We start from the raw sequence: 18,166 nt of genomic DNA, 5'->3' as shown, positions 1-18,166 counted from the left end.
CGCTAGCGGTTTTTGGCCATGCGGATCAAGCATACATTTACCTAGAAAATACTATTGATGAAATTTATTGTATCCAGCTCCTATTTACTCAAGCAATTGCAGGTTTTGGGGGGCGTAATCAACTCGAGCAATACCCTTCCCATCCTGGATAACTTTTTGTTCGATTTAAGGCAAACCAAACTGATTGTATCGGCTTCCGACCTGGAGACCACCATGAATTCCGTTCTAGAGGTAGATTCTGAATCCGAGGGGCTCATTGCCGTACCTGCCCGATTATTGTTGGATACCTTAAAGACATTTCCAGAGCAGCCCTTGACTTTTGTGGTGGCGGATAACAATACTGTAGAAATAAGTTCCAATCACGGTAAATATGCCCTTGCCTATGCCGATGGGAATGAATTTCCAAAGGCGGTGGAGTTGACCAATCCCAGTACTACGACCGTTTTAGGTGATATTCTGGCCACTGCCATATCGAAAACCATTTTTGCCGCTGGAAATGACGACTTGCGACCCGTTATGAGCGGAGTATTCTTCCAGTTTTCACCGGAGAGCCTAACCTTTGTTTCCACGGATGCCCATAAACTGGTCAAATATGCACGTACGGATATCAGCGCATCCGAAGTAGCGGAATTCATTATGCCCAAGAAACCCCTTAACCTCTTAAAAGGGATTTTGGCAGGTTCCGAGTCCGATGTTAAAATAGAGTATAACGAAAGTAACGCCAAGTTTACTTTTGATGAAACCGAATTGATCTGTCGGTTAATAGATGGAAAGTATCCCAATTATGAAGCCGTGATTCCCAAGGAGAATCCCAACAAACTTTCGATATCCAGAAATCAATTTCTGAGTTCGGTAAGAAGGGTTTCCATCTTTTCCAACAAAACTACGCACCAAATTCGCTTAAAGATTGCAGGTGCGGAACTCAATATTTCCGCCGAGGATGTGGATTACAGCAATAAGGCGGAAGAGCGGCTAAGCTGTTCCTACCAGGGCGATGATATGCAGATAGGATTCAATTCCCGATTTTTGGTGGAAATGCTGAACAACTTATCCTCTGAAGATGTTGCCTTGGAAATGAGTCTCCCCAACAGGGCGGGAATTCTAACCCCCTCGGATGGTTTGGACGAAGGGGAACAGGTCACCATGCTGGTGATGCCCGTAATGCTCAACAACTAGTTAAAGTTTAAAAGGTCTAATGGTAAAAAGTCAAGGTATTCCCTTGACTTTTCTTTTTATAAAAACTTAATGGTCAAAAAATAGGATGGTGGCTCCCCATTGGCGGCCTTCACCGCATTTGCAATGGGCAAAACAAAACCGAGTATCCCCACTCCCAATAGCGTTAGTAGTCCCAATCCCAAAAGGAGGATTGCCGGAATACTCAGGATAATATAGAGCAGAAGGCTTAATTGCAGGTTAATAATGGATCTTCCATGTGCATCCATGCCTTCCACACTTTTCCGCGAGGTCAACCAAATAATGAGTGGGACCAAAAAACCTCCAAAACCCGTAATATAATGCAACAGCTGTGACAAATGCGTAATGGCCAGCAGCCTGTTGTCTTTTCGTAAAACCGTAGTATTGACTAATTCCATTTTATTATGATTGATGTATTTATATGTAATATGTAGTCATTTTTAAGCAAATGTTACACCTTCAAATTATTCCCGGAAGACGAGAACAAAAAATAATATACGTTTTTGGTTAAATAACTGTAATAGACTGCATATCAAATTATTGTAAGATTATTCGGTATTTACGAAAAACTATTCAATCCATCGGGTTAGCTGTCCAATAAAAATGCTTTTCATCTATTATATTCTTTTTAGTCTGTTTTCTGTAATAATGTTGTGCAATCTAAACCAATGTAATTATGAAAAAATTTAGTGTTTTAACTGCCGCTTTGATTTTTGCTCTATACAGTTGCGAAAATGAAGAAATCTCGACGGTGGATCCAACCATTGAATCCTCCGAAGAAACCGAACTCATTCCAGAACAAGGAAATGCATCGACTCAAGAAGAACTTCAAGTCGAGGAATTCGAAGAAATTCAAAGTCAATTTTTTGAAGAAGTTGAAGGTTTGAATATTAGCGAAATTGAAAGCCTTAATTTAGAAGCTTTGGATTTTCAGAATGCTACTATAATTTCGGAAGATGTATCCAGCAGCAAGGGAAGATATCGTCATCGTCCCAGAATAACTTCGTTGTGTCTGGTTAAAGATGCCGATAGATGTCCTTCACAAGATTTGCAACCCACTTCCAACATGTGGTGGCCAAAAAACGAGAATGACTTTTATAATCCAACCACCTTTTTTTCTTCTAAAAAATATAGTAGGTTAATTTTTGCAACCTTCAGCAATGGTACTGGTCTAATTCGAGGTGTAACTTCCATGAATGAAGGAAATTGTAAGGTTTATGTCAATGTTTGGTTAAAAGACAAACAGACTTATGAAGAATTCACTGCCGATGGTGGCGTATTCAAAGAGGAGCCAGGTTGCGCTTCCCGGGCTACGAATCCAGCAGATCTTCACTACTATGAAATTGATTCAAAAAAGAGCTGGGTATATTCTTGGGGTGATGACTGTATTGGTAAAGGTTGTTTTGGCCTGGAACAACGTGGTGAGAACCTAAGAGGTCAACTAGGTCCCAACGGTGCAGCCTTCGATTCAAACATTGGGGAGAATGGATTCAGTGATTGGGGATGGATAACCGATAGGCACACAGGTGAACGCCTTTGGATCATGGACTTTAACTTTAGATTACGATGCTGTCCAGGATATCATTAAAACATTCACACTTATCGTTTTAAGAAAAAAGGCCAGATTCATCCTGGCCTTTTTTATTGCATCAAATCAAGGGAGGGATAAAGATCAATCAAAACCATTTCATTACTTATTGTAGCTGACCCCGTGATTTTCACAAACCACTACATTAAGCATTGCAAATAACTTGTAATGGGGAGAGTAAATCCAAAATCACCAACTCCATTCCTATCCGATTGATGCACCTAACTACAGGCATTTTTTAGGCAAATGCCATAGCGGATCGGCTAATTTGTAATTTTGCAGCCATGTTCCAGGAAGATAACATTATCGCATTGGCAACAGCCTCAGGTATTGGGGCAATTGCCGTAATTCGCATATCCGGTCCAAACGCCATTGAAATGGTCTCAAGCAAGTTTCAGGCTATTGGCAAGAAAAGTTTGGAAGCCCAAAAAAGCCATACCGTACACTTGGGCCATATTGTGGAAAATGACACCGTTATCGATCAAGTGTTGGTATCCCTATTTAAGGGGCCCAATTCCTATACCGGTGAAAATGTAGCGGAAATATCATGCCATGGTTCGCCCTATATCCAACAAAAATTGATTCAGCTGTTCTTAAAAAATGGTTGTAGAATGGCAACTCCCGGGGAATTCACGCTCCGTGCCTTTCTGAATGGAAAAATGGATTTGAGTCAGGCGGAAGCAGTAGCCGATTTAATTGCAAGTGATAGCGAAGCCTCCCACCAAATTGCCATACAACAAATGCGTGGTGGTTTTAGCAATGAAATCCAACACCTACGTGAAGAACTCTTGAATTTTGCATCGCTCATTGAATTGGAACTGGATTTTTCACAGGAAGATGTGGAATTTGCGGATAGAAGCCAGTTCAATGAATTGTTGACCCGTATTGTCAATGTCCTGGAGCGACTGATCGATTCCTTTGCCCTGGGCAATGTTATCAAAAATGGAATCCCCGTGGCCATTGTGGGAGAACCCAATGTGGGCAAATCCACCTTATTGAATGCACTCTTAAATGAGGAAAGGGCCATCGTAAGTGCTATCGCCGGAACAACCCGGGATACGGTTGAAGATCAAATTGCCATTGGTGGAATTACTTTTAGGTTCATTGATACCGCCGGAATCAGGGATACCCAGGACCATGTTGAAAAAATAGGAATCGAGCGCGCTTACGAAAAAATAGAACAAGCCGCTTTGGTGTTCTATCTCATTGATGCCATGAGTGATAGACAGCAAGAAATAAAGAATCTTCAAGAAAAATATCCGGACAAAAAAATCTTGGTCATTGCCAATAAAACTGATGGGGCCACCGAATCCCAACTCAACTTCCTCAAGGCAAACCATACCAATCTGTCCTTGATTTCCGCCAAGTTTGGTGATGGCATCGACGATTTAAAAGATACGCTCCTGCAGCTGACCAATACGGGGGAATTGGGCAAAAACGATACCATCATCTCCAATTCCAGGCACTACGATGCGCTATTGAAAGCCCTGGAAGCGATTCAAAAGGTTAAAGAGGCCCTTGCTGAGGGATTGGCCAGTGATCTTATGGCGATTGATATTCGGGAAGCCCTGTTCCATTTGGGTGAAATTACGGGGAGCGTCACTACCGATGATCTGTTGGGGAATATCTTTTCGAATTTTTGCATCGGCAAATAAATATGTTGATTTTTAAATTTCATTTAGATTCATACTGTTGCAGCATCGCAACAATCTGTGTTTCCGTGAACCTGCTCTTCTTCATGAGATAAAAATAGTTGATTTTTATACTGTCTGAAAAACAGGGAAGCCTTCAAAAGGGGTAAGTCTTCATTGTAACTAAGGTTGTCCTCAATATTCTTAGGTAAAGTCTTTCGAAGATATTCTAGTCTGTTCATACAGATCGTACAAAATGAAATTTTAAATTTTTTCACTTTTTAACTTTTTTATGCATGTATCTATTTAGGCCTTGAAAAGAACAACAATTAAAATCTTTACTAATTTATCTAATTTATTAATTTTAATAATATATTTCCTACTTTTATAAAGATTGGTTTTGTTAATTCTTATGCTCTTAATAAAATGAAAGTAAATCCCTCGAATTTGAAAATCCTACAAAATTTTAGCGAAATTTCTAACAGCATAGAATTTCCACTATCCTTAGGACAGGATTTCTTTAAAAAGAAGTGTAATAATGATGTTGAAAAGAGGAAGTCCGGGGGAAATTGACAACTCACCGATTTTGTTGAAAACCTTTTTTCCATCCCAAATCACTACGCTGCCTTTTTCTTTTGTTTTTCATAAGCCGACAACGGTCTTTGGCCTCCGATTCCCTGATGCCACAGTAACATTCCAGACCGTCATCGGCAGGGAACAGATATACATGCTCGTATTTTATACTCCTCCATAGATGTTCGATGAAAACATTGTCGATTGCCCGTCCCTTACCGTCCATGCTCAACCTTATGCCCTGTTAGAGGGCTGTCACTCATGTATGGAACTCCTTGGCGGTGAACTGTCTGCCCTGGTCGTTGTTGAGTATTTCGGGCGCTACATATACCATGATGGCCGTTTCCAATTTCCGCGTGCACCACTCCGATGTCATGGTGTTGGAGAGTGACCAACCGGAAACATAGCGGCTGTACAGATCGATTATCGCACACAGGTATAGGTCCGCCGTTTACTGGAATATAGACAATGTCCATCGCCCAGACATGTTCCGGGTTCTCAACCTTTAGGTTGCGCAAAGGGTACTTGAACATCTTGTGAAACACCCCTTCCCCTTTTTGGAGGTATTGGGCTTGGGTCCCACTGCAGATATGCCCATGAGTTTGAAAAGCCTCTCAATCCGTTTGGGGTTGACAATGAGGCCATTGTCCTCCCTGAGCCTTTCGGTCATGCGCGGCACACCGAACCATGAGTGAAGCATGTGTTCCTCGTCGATAAGGCGCATCAGTTGCAGATTTAGCTGCGTTTCCCCTTTTGAGGCATAGTAGAGCCCGCTACGGTGGATATCCAAAAGCTCGCACTGGTGGACTCCGCTCAGAACATGTTCCCTTTGGACAAGTCCCCTTCTCGCTTTTACGAACTTACTCATTGTGAGGCCGTCTTTAAAAAATCGTTCCCCACCTTGAGTTGGTCAATGGTGCGCAACAAACACTCCTTTTTTTTCTCAGCCTCGGTCTTGTCATCCTTGACGGGACGCTCAAGGACCGCTTGGCCATTCTTCAAAAATGACTTTTCCAGTTGGTGATCTGTGTGGGGTGAATCTCATACTTCCCACCCAGTTCCTAGATACTGTATCATTCCGACAAGGCCTCAAGTACGTATTTGAACTTGAATTCCTATGTGAATTTTCTTCTGCTCATTTGACAATGAATCTAAGGTTAAAAATCTAACTTAACTCGCTGTCCTTATATTGAGAGGAATTATAATGGTTTGCTATGATTTTCTATTTAGATATTATAAATCTAAAGTAGCCAAGAAAAATTATAGCTTGCAAAATTTGAAAACCCTTATTCGGTCCTGAGAACTTTTGAGGGGTTTGAAATACCTGCCCTAAAGGACTGTATTCCTAAGGTAAGAACCGTTAATAGCAATGTCATGATTCCAGAAATCAAGAAAACATCCCAATTTATTTTAATTCTATACGCGTAGCTTTCAAGCCATCTCGTCAAAATAAAATATGAAATTGGAGATGCTATTATGAACGCCCAGAAAACCAATTTTATAAAATCTTTTGTGAGGAGCTTCAAAATCAAATTCAAACTAGCCCCTAACACTTTTCGAATTCCAATTTCTTTTTTTCTTTGCTCAACGGTGTACGATATTAAACCGAAAAGTCCAAAACAACTTATGGAAATAGCAATAATGGCGGAAATAAGAAATATCTTTTTTAAACGTTCCTCTTCCTCATAAAGTTGCTCAGTTAATTTTTCCACAAAAGAGTAATTAAAGGGAGCATTATAATTAGCTCTTCTCCAACTGGTTTCTAATTTTGATACAATACCAGCAATATTTTGAGTATTAGTTTTTACCAAAAGCCAATTGGGCTCATAACTATAATAGAACATAATAGGTGCAATTTCATCTTTGAGACTTGAATAGTGAAAATCTTGTGCGACTCCGATAATTTCAAATTCCAAAAGTTTATCCCCAACTTGTTGTAACAATCTGCTGTTGACAGCTGACTCTAGTTTTAGATTTAGTTTTTGCAAAGCCGACTCGTTGAGAATGACCCTATATTTATCGTCACTATCTTCAAAATCCCTACCAATAATCAAAGGAATTTTCATGGTCCTAAAATAATTATTACTCACTCCATTTTTCTTGAACACTATAGCATTCTCTCTTGACTCAGTTGATAGGTGGTAATATTCACTTGCCGTTAAAATGGGCTCAGAGGGGGCATATCTACAGCTAGCTGTTTCCAATACTCCCGGTACTTTATCAAATTCATTTATTAACGCACGATATTTGATATTTTTAGCATCGGACTCTACCCTTAATGCTATCATGTTTTCTTTGTCATAACCCAAACTCTTACTGAGAAAGAAATTACCCTGTTTGGAAATTACAAATACAGATATCAGGAGACATATCGATACCACTAATTGAAAGAGAACTAATATCCGTTGTAAAATAATGGAATTTGTCTTTGGGCTAACAATTCCCTTTAGAACATTAACGGTTTTAATAGATGAAAGCACAGCTGCGGGATAACCCCCAGATACTAATCCAGTGAGTATGCCTAGAATCAGCAATATTAAAAAGGTTCTTTTGTTGAATAAGTCCAAATAAGTCAAATCTCCTCCTGTTATGTCATTAATTGTCGATAACAAAACTAAAGTGATAGGTAGGCTAATCATCATCACAAATAAGGATAACAAAAGAGACTCGGTTAAGAATTGCTTCCTAATTAAGTTTTTGCCTGCACCGGCAACTTTTCTAACACCAATTTCTCTTGCTCTTTTCCCTGCTCTGGCAGTACTAAGATTAACAAAATTTATGCATGCTATCAATTGTATTAGAAAGGCAAGTGTTAATAAGAAATACAGGTAATTCAAGTTAGATACCTTTCCAACTTGGTCCTTTATGCCCGAACTGTTTAAATAAATGTCTCCAACGTTTTTAAGTGACAAGACCTTGTTTAAAATTCCAGCATTCTTCATATCATTTTCACCATGCAATTTCATGAAATTATCGAGCTTATTCTTCAATTCATTTGGATTTACCTGAGGTAATAATTTTATATAACCATAAACCATATTCTGAATAGCAAAATTCTTTGCTGACTTGATATAGCTGCCTAGTCCAGGCGTCTCCATACTGATTATGTAGTTGGGATTTAAATGGGACTTAAAAAGTGAGTCATCAAAAACACCTTTAACTACTAGTTTTTGAGAGTATTTGCCAGTTCCCCAAATTACACTTTCATTTAGGGCACTTCGCTTACCAAATAATTTGGTTTTCAATGATAGAGAGAGAACAATCGAAAAAGGTTCCTTCAAAGAAGTTTGTTTTAAGCCTTCTACAAACTTATAGTTGAAAATGTCAAAGAATGTAGAATCTGCGAGATATGCCCTAGGTTCATAAAAACCTTGTTGGTTTTCCTCTAAACTTATTGGATTACTGAAAGTCTTATCTGTAATTACAATTCGCGTAGCCTGAATTACATCAGGGAAGTCTTCTTTTAAAGTAAATACTATTGGTGGTGATGTCAATGCTGTTCTTTCTATCTCTTTGTCTTTCCTCTCAATAAGAGTCTCTACACGAAAAATTGAACCGTAATTCCCATGATGTTCATCATAGCCAAACTGATCAAGAACATATATAATAATTGAAAGACTACTGACTGTTCCAATAGTTAAACCTACAAGATTAATTATAGTCTGCTGTCTATTCTTTAGTAGATTACGCCACGCGATTTTTAAATAATGCTTGAACACTTTATTTCGTTTTTAGTCCTCCATAATTTTAAATCTATCAAACGCTGAAATTCCCAAAATTTAAATCAAAGTTGTGATTTCTTACAAAAGAAAAGATAAATTATTACTTCTTGAAAAGATAAGAATATTTTTATCCAAAATAGTTAACTATCTAATATAATTCTATTTCTTATTGACTTGCATAAAACTAATGATTAATTGAATTGAACAAGAGCTTTGCTGTGAAACCTCTTTTTTAATTGCATAACTAGCCACAATCAACATCTTCCAGTTTCGAAATAAATACTGTCTTTCGTTCACTTCAACATAATAAAGCCCTTGCGGAAGTCACAAAACCACTCGGTTTTCCGACACCCTCAGAGCGTCACGAAAGCACAAGCAGCATTGGGCTGCTTGACCTTTCTTTCCCCTACCCACGCTACGAGAAAAAATAATGTTGTAGTTCAAAAATTACATTTCGTCTTGATTTCGCCTTTTTTTATTCGGAAAACCGTACATTAAAGCTATGTCAGTATTGTCCGAACTCCTTTTCTTCGCTTGTTTTATTTACGTATACATGAGGTTATTGTATCCCTATGGGATAATATTGGTACGCTTTGTTTTCACAGAACCCTTCAAATGGAACAAGTACATTGAAAAGCCGAGACTGTTTTTTCATGGTTTAGGCCTTATGTTAATGCATTTTAGCTTTTCCACCATTTATCAATATTGGCAAACACCCCAGACTTTCTATTTTATATCCAGCCTTTTGGTCTTCATATTGGGAATGGTTTTAACCCAGATAACCTGGTCCAGGAAATTCAAACGCATCGTAATTCCGAAAATCAAGGAAAAACTTAAATCTACCAAAAACTTCAACATCTCGATTACCGAATTACAACTCGCTAGACTTTACGATAATTTGGTTCGCTATGATATGGTCCTTAATAGACAAAACTTCAAAAGAGGACTTTACTCGATGTTTTTTAATGGACTGGGACGAACATGATGCGAAGATTCATTTGAAATTAAAAAACCCTGCTTGTAAGGAGTTTTATGAGAGGCTCAAGATAATCTTTCCAAAGAATGATTTGCAGCTTATTGATTTCATCAAAAATTCTGATTTGCTTAGACGTGAAGATGGTCTGCCCTATAACTACAATACCGTGAGAAACGCCCTGACCAGAAACAGGATTTCCAAAAGAAGTGAGGAATTGGAAGCTGTATTTGCCCCATTTTCTTAAAAATTGCTTGCATTCCCCTCTTTTTTGCTTGCACTACATGCAATGCAAGCCTTTCCTTTTGTTTCCCATGCTAGTTTTCGGTAAGAATTCTAATAAAAAGTACAAAAGCTTTTGTCCATTGTTTCACCCTAAATAAAATAGTAATGGATTATTTAAAACTAGAGGAGCGTCTTGAACGTATAGAATGATTGTCCGATGACCAGATTGAAGCCTATAAACTCTTGGTGCAATACCAGAACAATTTCAAACGCATCGGGAATATGTTCCGAAAACGGAATCCAAAATTGGCGGATGAAGTCACCCAGTTGGCAAAGGAGATCAGGGAACACCTTTTAAACTTTAAGGTATGATTGGAATGGGAAAGTCCATATCGCATACTTCGGCATCCATGGCCTATGGACTTCGAGAGGAAAAGAGACCGGAAATTGTCCATAGCCAATATTTGGCGGGGGAAACCCCAAAAGAAATTACCCAAGAATTCAGGACCATCCAACAACAGAATCATCAATGCAAAAAGAACACTTTGAGTTTCGTTCTGAGTCCGACTATCAAAGATGGTAAGGAAATGAAGAATGGGAAACTGCAAGAAATCACCGAACGTTTTTTAAAACAGATGAAGTTACAGGAGAACCAGGCGATTGCCTTTGTGCACAGAAACCGGAAACACGTCCATATCCATCTGTACGTGAACCGAATCAATTTTCAGGGACAGGCCTACAAAGATAACTTCATAGGAAAACGGAGCCAACAAGCTGCGGAAAGGGTAGCAAAGGAAGTGGGTCTGACCACAGTGCGGAAAGTACAACAGCAAAAACTGGACAAGGCAAAGGATATGCGAATGGTTTTGAAAAGAATCCATGAGAAGGTCATCAGTGAGATCAGACCAAAGGACTTTGACCAATACATCAAGGCTATAGAAGTCTATCCTGTAAAGGTTATTCCATCCATCAACAAGCAGAACCAACTGCAGGGCTTTCGATTTGAGTTTGCTGGGCAAAATCTGAAGGGTAGTGAGATTCACCGCTCTATGTCAATGAACAAAATAGCCGAACAAATCGGTTTCAGCAGAGATGTGGTCGAAAAGGCAAAAACGGAAAATGCTATGAAGCTAATAGGCAAAACGGTAAGCCTCTCCCCTAACCTGGTGGCCAAAATTGCAATGAAAGCAATCTCAAAGACCATTAAAAGAACCATTGATAAAGGAATAGAAATTGAAATAGAAATGTAATATTATGGCAAAACTGGACGAAATAGCAGAATTATTGACAGAGGAACTGAATAATTTTGAACATTCGGTCAATCGAATGGAAAAACTGAAAGAGTTCCTGATGGACTATGAAGTTCAAGCTGATACGGATGGTATTGACCATCTCTTGAAAGGATACAACGACAGCCAGAGGAAAGCAGTTGAAGAACAGAACAAACTATTGGCCAATGTCATCTACCATATCAAGAAGTCCATTTCTTTTCCAAAATGGGCAATAAAGTTGTTCTGGGGGTTTATGGTGACTGTTTTGATGGTTCTGGGATACGCCATATTCCAGATTTCCAATATCCCTAAAAAAGAACAAGCTGCATTTTCCCAAGGTGAAAGCAATGCCGTCAGGCACTTTGAGCGATTTATTGAGGAAACCCCAGAGGCAGGTGCCCTTTATGAAGAATGGCGCAATCCCAAAGGCAAAAAGTAATTTGCGCCCTACGGAATTTCTTCTTCTCGCTTATCTTCCCGAACGCGGAAGAAATTTCACAGGAACCACGCGCAAAGTTTTCGGTAAGGATTTGGGGATATTTGTTAAAACACTATCTCCCATTTTACTTGAGACAATCGCTCGGACACCTTAACCATGGTTATCAATACATCCTGTTCCTTAGGTAACTCCCCATAGACCAAAAACTTAAATGCCCCCTGATAGGTGTCTTTAAGTTGGCTCCACGTTTCTTCTGGGCTTCTGTAAATCAATGCCTCTTTTGGATGGTATCGTAACCAATCGTTGTCATTCTTAAAACTTTGCATGTCGTCATGGGCTACTTTGAGCAACATCACATCAAAAGCTTCGGAAGTAAAAAATGCTTGAACCGTTTTATCTTTCAACAATTGATGAATATCATACACATGCCTTATTTTTGCATTCAAGTTAGCAATGGGATTTTCGGTATTAGAGAATCGTACCAAACTCATGATTTTTTCGCAAAGCGTTCTTCGAGAATCCAATACGAGTAATTCAATAGGTAATAAACTATATTCTTCCGCCAATGTCATTTGATTATTGGCATTCATCATATCGTAGATATAGGTGCTGAGGAACTTTTTAGAATAGGGTTCAAAATGCCCCAACCAAGTAGCTTCAACAATGATGTTGTCACGTACTTGCCCGAAATCACCTTTAAAAATTTTGGGGTAGTTATATGGAATCTTTCGAATCATTCCCATTTTATTGGTAATGCCATCAATATCAACTTCTTCGAATGGAGCTGTTATGGACTTTGTAATTTTTCTAAGCTTGCTTTTTAGTTGATTTCCTGTTTCGGAATCCCTTCGCAAGACCACCAAATCAATATCTTCAGAAAAACGTTCAATATATTTGTAACACTTTGATAAGGCAGTACCGCCTTTGAATATGACTTCATCTTCTATTTCACTTTCAAAAATGAGTTTTAAGGCATAGCATACCCAATAGTCCTTTTCGATATAGATATCCAGAATACCCATTCGCTCTGCGGTTACCCGCACCGCTTGTCTGAAAAGTTGTTCGTTCTCGTGCAGCTTCATTTTATATTCCAGTATTTAGCATTTGACAACACATTTTCAGAAACATCAAGATTATAAACCGTTATTGGGTTTAAACTATCCTGAAGATCCCTTAGTTCCGTCTCCGCCCTACAACCAATCTCCCTGAGCAGTGCTCCCAACAAAGCTCTGGTGGCAGGGGAATATTTAAAAGCCAACTTTATAAGCTTTATCTGCTCGCTGGTTTTCAATTCGCGGAATAATGCCATCAATCGAATACAACTTTTGTCAATAGTGGTATCCGGTATTTTTTTGATGTAACGTATCGCATCCAATAATCGCAATAGGGGAATATTCTCTTTATTTATGGTATTTTTTTGTTTGATGAACGAAATCCTGAAACGCCCTCTTTTAAAAGAGGGTCTTATCTCTCGTTTGCCTATCTGTATGGTGCTACTTACTTGTGTAGTAAACCCTAGGGAATTATAAACACTATACCCTGTGATATACCCCAAAAGTTTACCATCTTCCTCTAACAAATCCTTTACAATTTGGTGCTGGTCTGGAAGCAAGGAACCGAATACGGTTTCTTGTGGCTTGAAATATTTACCTTTGGATAGCTTGTTTATCTTACCGGAAGTAGCCATCCTATTCAGATGCTTAATAATAGCTTCTCTTCTAGTCACCTCATTCATAAAATCCATATAGGTAAATACATATCCCTTTGGCAGTTTATTGATCCTATCTTCAATATATTCAGAGGTTTTCATTACAAATGATTTTTACAAAGGTATCCAAAATGTCCAGTTTTTTAACTAATAAACTGGACATATTATAATAAGTTATGATAACTTTAATTGCATTACTCATGTTACCCTTTTACCTTGCAGACTAATAAAAACGTCTGCAAGGTAAAAGGGTAACAATATATACTTTAAGGCATAACAATTAAATCTTGTTTCATGGAACCTATCTCAAATGAGGAATACATCAATGCCAATCAGAGGTTAGAGGAATTGGTTAATATTGTTGATGATAACACACCAATGGATAGCACTTTAGGCAAAGAGTTTCTAAAAATCACGGATATTATTGAAAAATACGAGAGCATTCATTATCCCATGGAAGATTTGAATCCATAAGTATGGAAAACAAAACACTACCAAAAGAAAACAAAGGTTTTCACCGATTTCTCCACCTCAAGCGCCCCTACCCCTTTGTTCTTGGGGATTGTAAAATATTGCATCGGGAAATGATACATTGATTTTATCAAGAAGTTAAATCCCAACAGACGATCCTAATTTTGACCTGCTAACTTCCATGAATTTACATTTCATCAAACCTGTATTGCCCCAAGTTCCTGGAGCAATACAAATTATCCATCCTATATGTAAATACGATAACCGTTTCGTTTTCCGGCTTAACCCAAAGCCTTGATAACTTTCAGTTGTTTTTCGCTATACCCATAGTATTTCAGGTTTGTTTCAATGGCCGTTGGTTTATCCAACACACCTTTAAAGTGTGAAAAACATTCGAAGCTGTACTTACCATGGTAACGGCCCATACCACTGTTTCCAACACCGCCAAAAGGAATATTCGGGTTGGTCACCTGCATTACACAGTCATTGATACCACCGCTCCCAAAAGGAATTTCCTGTAAGAAACGTTCTTTGATCGTACTGCTATCAGAAAACAGGTAGGCGGCCAAAGGTTTTTCTATTCCTTTTATGATTTCGAAGGCCTCATCAATTGTTTCATATTCCATAACAGGTAAGATTGGACCAAAAATCTCATCTTGCATAACAGCATCATCAAGTGTTACATTGTTCAAGATTGTTGGATTTATCCTTCTATCTCCCCTATTATGGGTTCCCCCGTAGTAAACCTTTTCGGGATCGATCAATCCAACCACCCTATCAAAATTTCTTTCATTGATGATCTGAACAAAGTTGTGGTTCTCCGGTGAAAAGTTTGCTTTCTCAATTTCCTTAACGGCCAGTTTAAGAAACTCATCTTTTACATCTTTATGTACAAGTGCATAGTCCGGTGCGATACAAAGTTGACCTGAGTTCACAAATTTTGACCATATCATTCGCTTAACACCAGTTTTTAACACGGCATCCTTATGGAAGATAACCGGGTTCTTTCCCCCCAATTCCAAAGTAACGTTGGTCAAATGTTCAGCTGCTGCCCTATTGACGATTTTACCTACCATTGGGCTACCAGTGAAGAAAATTTTATCGTAACGTTGTTTCAACAAAGCGGTAGTTTCTGGAATGGCCCCCTCTACAACCCTTAAGTAATTGGGGTCAAAATTCCCATTAATGATTTTGGCCATAATCCTACTGGTTTCGGCAGGAAGCTCACTTGGCTTCAATATCGTGGTGTTACCCGCTGCCATTGAACCAACCAACGGGGTCAAGGATAGGTTGTATGGGAAGTTCCAAGCTCCAATAACCAAGGTTACACCAAGCGGCTCAGGTACCAGGTAACTTTTTGCAGGGAAGTTCAACAAGTTTGTTTTTACACTCCGGTGTTGCATCCACTTTTTAAGGTTCTTGATTGAGATGTTAAGTTCATCAATGATTGGAAAGAACTCGGTCAATTGATTTTCGTATTTTGACTTTCCGAAGTCTTTCATGATGGCTTCGTGCATCTTATCTTCGTTTTCAAGCAAAAGCTCCTTTAGCTTCATTAGTTGCGCTAGCCTAAACTCTACTGATCGGGTTGCGTTGCTTTGGAAGTAGTCCCTTTGGTCAGCCACCAATTGCCTTACTTCCGATTCAAAAGTTACTTCATTGTTCTCCACTGGATTTTTCGCTATTGCATTCATGGTTCCCATGTTTAAATGTTGATTTGATAATTAATGTGTTGATTGTTTTTTCATTCTGTTGATCAAGGCTTTTTTGGACATAAAAGGGATAAACTTCAATTCCATTCTTTGCTCCCAGGGAAGACCTGCAATAACCTGAATTTCACCATTCTCCATGGCTTTATAGCCTTCTTCGGCTACATCCCTTGCGCTGGCCGGCTTTTTGTAGATAGGGGTTTTGTCCATCCCGGAGCTATCGCCAAAAGCCGTTTTTGTGGCACCTGGCAACAAGGCCGTCATTGAAACCCCGGTATCGCTCAATTCTCCATGAAGTGCTTGACTGAATGAAGTAACATACGCTTTAGTGGCAAAGTATACGGCTTGCAATGGACCGGGAACCAAGCTTACTGTGGAGGATACATTTAGTATTCTACCGGAATCCCGGGCCACAAAATCGGGCAAGAACTGCCTGGTCAATGAGGTCAATGCCAGTACGTTTACTTGGATCATGGCCTGATCTTTGGCCCAATCCCTTTCGTGGAACGCACCAACACCACCAAATCCTGCATTGTTGATAAGGTAGTCAACTTCAATTCCTTGATGTAAAACTTCATCGTAAATCTCTTGTGGAGCGGTCAATTGCGTAAGGTTTTTTACAATAGCGTACACTTCCACACCATGCTTGTGCTCCAACCCGTGTTTGAGTTCTTTTAGGCCTTCGGCGTTAATGTCCACAGCAACGATGTTGCCTCCTTTTTCGGCGTGAATCCTTGAAAATTCCCTTCCAATTCCACTTGCTGCACCTGTTATAAGTGCTGTTTTACCTGACGTTTTCATACGATTTGATTTTTGTGGTTAAGAGTATTGTTTTTATTGAATTTTTAATTCGAGTGCAAGGTATAACCTGCTTATCAACAGATATTTACCCTATGGTAAAAAGTGAACGTCCATGGCATTTTCCTGGCCTTGCACTCGATTTTTTTGACCATACCCCTTGCCAGGCTCCAATAAAATTCGCTGGCCCTCGTACACCCAATACGATTCGACATCCAAGAATTCAAGACCAACTTCAGGGGCTTTCATTTTAAGGCTGCTTTCAAGTCCCCTTATCAATTCGTTTTTTAGGCATCCGATTACTTCCGAGGTCTTCGTGCCATCAATCCCAATACTGCCCATCAACATGGCCTTTTTATTATTCTTCAATGGATAACCCGAAAGGAATAGTACCGTGGCACATCTGGAAGGGGCACCGGTCACTTTACAATGGAAATCGGTAATTCTTTTTGCCACAGCTTGTTTTTGCTCTGTTGTTAGCTTGTCTTTCGTCAATGTGATATATACCGGCATAACAGCGAACTTAAAATGAAGAATCAAAAGCGAAATACTCTTTTCGGGTCTTGTTGAACACAAGACTGGAGAGTATATGGATGTAGAATTTTAGCTTTCCCAAGCCCGTCAACTGTTGACTGTTCCATTTTAGGAACGCTTCGAAAATAGGCTGTTCCAGAATGGCGATGACCAAATCTTCCTGATCCTGACCGGTGATGGCCAACCAATCCTCCGAACAATTTTCGAACATCCGTACCCTTTTTTCCTGGTCAAAACCCACTTCACAACCCACGCTTATTATGGAGGGTTGTTTTTGTTGGTAATCTTTATAGGAATCCCCCTTGGGGACTTGGTTCCATAGTATCCGGGTACTCACATTGGAGATATGGGTCCTATAGTGCTGTTGAACGATATGTTCAAGACTCCTGATCTGGGAATCAGTGAACTGGTTCTTTCCGATTGTAATCAATATAAGCTGCATAACGCTTTCCTATAAAAACAGGGGCAAGTTAGACAGGACTGGAATGGTAGGTTTTACCCTAGGGTAAAAAAGGATCAGGAAATCAATTTTCTTCTGATCCTGCTCAGGCTTTGTATGGTAATCCCCAAATATGAGGCAATATGGGAGAGTTTGGTCCTATGAAAAATATTTGGATGATGCTTGATCATTTGTAGATAACGGTACTCCGCGGATTCGGTATGGATACTCATTATCCTCCTACTCAACTGTATGGTGTAATCCACTATAAGTTTTCTATACAGCTCATCAAAACCAGGAACATTTTTGGAAGCCACCTCTAAATGTTCATGGGTGACCAATAATAGTTTACAGTCCTCAAGTGCCTCAAAGTTCAGGATGTTCTCATTGCCGTTGAAAAAACTGTCTGGAGAGGTAATCATCGTATCCTGGGAGCTGAACCAATGGGTAACCTCATGCCCCTCACGGTCATAGTAAAATATGCGCATGAGTCCCTCGATGATATAGTAGAAGTAGTCACATTTTTGTCCTTGTTTAAGAAATACCCCACCCTTTTTCACTTCCACTCCATCAATTTTTAAGCCCAACCTATCAGACCATTTGTAGATATCTTGTAGGGCAATGTATTTATCGGTCTGTACCATTTTACCTTTTCCTTATGGGATAGGTTATAAATATAATCATTGACCTTATAACTGACCATTCCCTCACTTCGAACGACGCTCTTTCCATGTACCAAGGCCAAAAGGATACGTAATGGTCTTCTTATGGTGCGTCATAAATCGTGTTATGGAGCTTAAAGTCCACAAACCTATTTTATGCAAAAACCGTCTTTTACGAATTTCGGTTCAACGGGCAAATCGGTTGGTCATATCAGGCCATGGAACTCTT

The 18,166-nt window shown here is 39.4% G+C and carries 20 protein-coding genes; 8 read left to right on the top strand and 12 right to left on the bottom strand.

Going from position 1 to position 18,166, the window contains the following annotated elements; translation table 11 throughout:
* Nucleotides 1-57 precede the first annotated feature (57 nt).
* A complete protein-coding gene (gene dnaN / locus L0P88_RS19815) occupies nt 58-1,176 on the top strand; it encodes a DNA polymerase III subunit beta (protein ID WP_247131625.1) in 1,119 nt (372 codons plus the stop codon).
* A gap of 56 nt (nt 1,177-1,232) precedes the next feature.
* Here the strand turns inward: dnaN and L0P88_RS19810 are convergent, their stop codons facing one another.
* Nucleotides 1,233-1,592, bottom strand: coding sequence for a DUF4870 domain-containing protein (locus L0P88_RS19810; protein ID WP_247131624.1), 360 nt, complete (start codon nt 1,590-1,592; stop codon nt 1,233-1,235).
* 278 nt (nt 1,593-1,870) lie between these two features.
* On the opposite strand from L0P88_RS19810, the gene L0P88_RS19805 reads away from it, so the two are divergent.
* Together L0P88_RS19805 and mnmE are read left to right on the top strand one after the other, a co-directional pair.
* On the top strand, nt 1,871-2,782 hold the full coding sequence (locus L0P88_RS19805) for a hypothetical protein (protein WP_247131623.1): 912 nt from the start codon (nt 1,871-1,873) through the stop codon (nt 2,780-2,782).
* Nucleotides 2,783-3,066: 284 nt separating this feature from the next.
* Nucleotides 3,067-4,437 carry a tRNA uridine-5-carboxymethylaminomethyl(34) synthesis GTPase MnmE gene (mnmE, locus tag L0P88_RS19800; protein WP_247131622.1) on the top strand — a complete coding sequence of 457 codons (1,371 nt, stop codon included), beginning with the start codon at nt 3,067-3,069 and terminating at the stop codon, nt 4,435-4,437.
* A gap of 808 nt (nt 4,438-5,245) precedes the next feature.
* Here mnmE and L0P88_RS19795 read toward each other — a convergent pair.
* The 4 genes from L0P88_RS19795 to L0P88_RS19780 form a co-directional block, all read right to left on the bottom strand.
* Complete coding sequence (locus L0P88_RS19795) at nt 5,246-5,422, bottom strand: DDE-type integrase/transposase/recombinase (RefSeq protein ID WP_281499748.1); 177 nt, start codon at nt 5,420-5,422, stop codon at nt 5,246-5,248.
* 69 nt (nt 5,423-5,491) lie between these two features.
* Complete coding sequence (locus L0P88_RS19790) at nt 5,492-5,854, bottom strand: IS3 family transposase (protein WP_247131621.1); 363 nt, start codon at nt 5,852-5,854, stop codon at nt 5,492-5,494.
* Nucleotides 5,851-5,988: a hypothetical protein gene (locus tag L0P88_RS19785; protein ID WP_247131620.1), complete on the bottom strand. Its 138-nt coding sequence runs from the start codon at nt 5,986-5,988 to the stop codon at nt 5,851-5,853. Before L0P88_RS19785 ends, L0P88_RS19790 begins: the two co-directional genes overlap by 4 nt.
* A 284-nt stretch (nt 5,989-6,272) precedes the next feature.
* On the bottom strand, nt 6,273-8,705 hold the full coding sequence (locus L0P88_RS19780) for an ABC transporter permease (RefSeq protein WP_247131619.1): 2,433 nt from the start codon (nt 8,703-8,705) through the stop codon (nt 6,273-6,275).
* 911 nt (nt 8,706-9,616) lie between these two features.
* Here L0P88_RS19780 and L0P88_RS19775 point away from each other — a divergent pair.
* The 4 genes from L0P88_RS19775 (at nt 9,617) to L0P88_RS19760 (ending at nt 11,616) form a co-directional block, all read left to right on the top strand.
* On the top strand, nt 9,617-9,928 hold the full coding sequence (locus L0P88_RS19775) for a hypothetical protein (RefSeq protein ID WP_247131618.1): 312 nt from the start codon (nt 9,617-9,619) through the stop codon (nt 9,926-9,928).
* A gap of 188 nt (nt 9,929-10,116) precedes the next feature.
* Nucleotides 10,117-10,278, top strand: coding sequence for a hypothetical protein (locus tag L0P88_RS19770; protein WP_247131617.1), 162 nt, complete (start codon nt 10,117-10,119; stop codon nt 10,276-10,278).
* On the top strand, nt 10,275-11,156 hold the full coding sequence (locus L0P88_RS19765) for a relaxase/mobilization nuclease domain-containing protein (RefSeq protein WP_247131616.1): 882 nt from the start codon (nt 10,275-10,277) through the stop codon (nt 11,154-11,156). The genes L0P88_RS19770 and L0P88_RS19765 overlap by 4 nt, the downstream gene beginning before the upstream one ends.
* Nucleotides 11,157-11,160: 4 nt before the next feature.
* Complete coding sequence (locus tag L0P88_RS19760) at nt 11,161-11,616, top strand: DUF6730 family protein (RefSeq protein WP_247131615.1); 456 nt, start codon at nt 11,161-11,163, stop codon at nt 11,614-11,616.
* Between the two features lie 104 nt (nt 11,617-11,720).
* Here L0P88_RS19760 and L0P88_RS19755 read toward each other — a convergent pair whose 3' ends face one another.
* Together L0P88_RS19755 and L0P88_RS19750 are read right to left on the bottom strand one after the other, a co-directional pair.
* Complete coding sequence (locus L0P88_RS19755; RefSeq protein WP_247131614.1) at nt 11,721-12,698, bottom strand: nucleotidyl transferase AbiEii/AbiGii toxin family protein; 978 nt, start codon at nt 12,696-12,698, stop codon at nt 11,721-11,723.
* A complete protein-coding gene (locus L0P88_RS19750) occupies nt 12,695-13,426 on the bottom strand; it encodes a DUF6088 family protein (protein ID WP_247131613.1) in 732 nt (243 codons plus the stop codon). Before L0P88_RS19750 ends, L0P88_RS19755 begins: the two co-directional genes overlap by 4 nt.
* A 192-nt stretch (nt 13,427-13,618) precedes the next feature.
* On the opposite strand from L0P88_RS19750, the gene L0P88_RS19745 reads away from it, so the two are divergent.
* On the top strand, nt 13,619-13,798 hold the full coding sequence (locus L0P88_RS19745) for an XRE family transcriptional regulator (RefSeq protein WP_247131612.1): 180 nt from the start codon (nt 13,619-13,621) through the stop codon (nt 13,796-13,798).
* A 278-nt stretch (nt 13,799-14,076) separates the two neighbouring features.
* On the opposite strand, the gene L0P88_RS19740 is transcribed toward L0P88_RS19745, so the two are convergent.
* The 5 genes from L0P88_RS19740 to L0P88_RS19720 form a co-directional block, all read right to left on the bottom strand.
* Nucleotides 14,077-15,489, bottom strand: coding sequence for an aldehyde dehydrogenase (locus L0P88_RS19740; RefSeq protein WP_247131611.1), 1,413 nt, complete (start codon nt 15,487-15,489; stop codon nt 14,077-14,079).
* 30 nt (nt 15,490-15,519) lie between these two features.
* A complete protein-coding gene (locus tag L0P88_RS19735; RefSeq protein WP_247131610.1) occupies nt 15,520-16,305 on the bottom strand; it encodes an SDR family NAD(P)-dependent oxidoreductase in 786 nt (261 codons plus the stop codon).
* Between the two features lie 90 nt (nt 16,306-16,395).
* A complete protein-coding gene (locus tag L0P88_RS19730) occupies nt 16,396-16,758 on the bottom strand; it encodes a hypothetical protein (protein ID WP_247131609.1) in 363 nt (120 codons plus the stop codon).
* A gap of 67 nt (nt 16,759-16,825) precedes the next feature.
* Nucleotides 16,826-17,278, bottom strand: a complete 453-nt coding sequence (locus L0P88_RS19725) for a hypothetical protein (RefSeq protein ID WP_247131608.1) — start codon at nt 17,276-17,278, stop codon at nt 16,826-16,828.
* 74 nt (nt 17,279-17,352) lie between these two features.
* On the bottom strand, nt 17,353-17,919 hold the full coding sequence (locus L0P88_RS19720) for a Crp/Fnr family transcriptional regulator (RefSeq protein WP_247131607.1): 567 nt from the start codon (nt 17,917-17,919) through the stop codon (nt 17,353-17,355).
* Nucleotides 17,920-18,166 lie beyond the last annotated feature (247 nt).

The organism is Muricauda sp. SCSIO 64092 (genome assembly GCF_023016285.1).
GTDB lineage: Bacteria > Bacteroidota > Bacteroidia > Flavobacteriales > Flavobacteriaceae > Croceivirga.
Note: the sequence above shows the minus strand (reverse complement) of the source record. Positions and strands in the feature narration are given on the sequence as shown.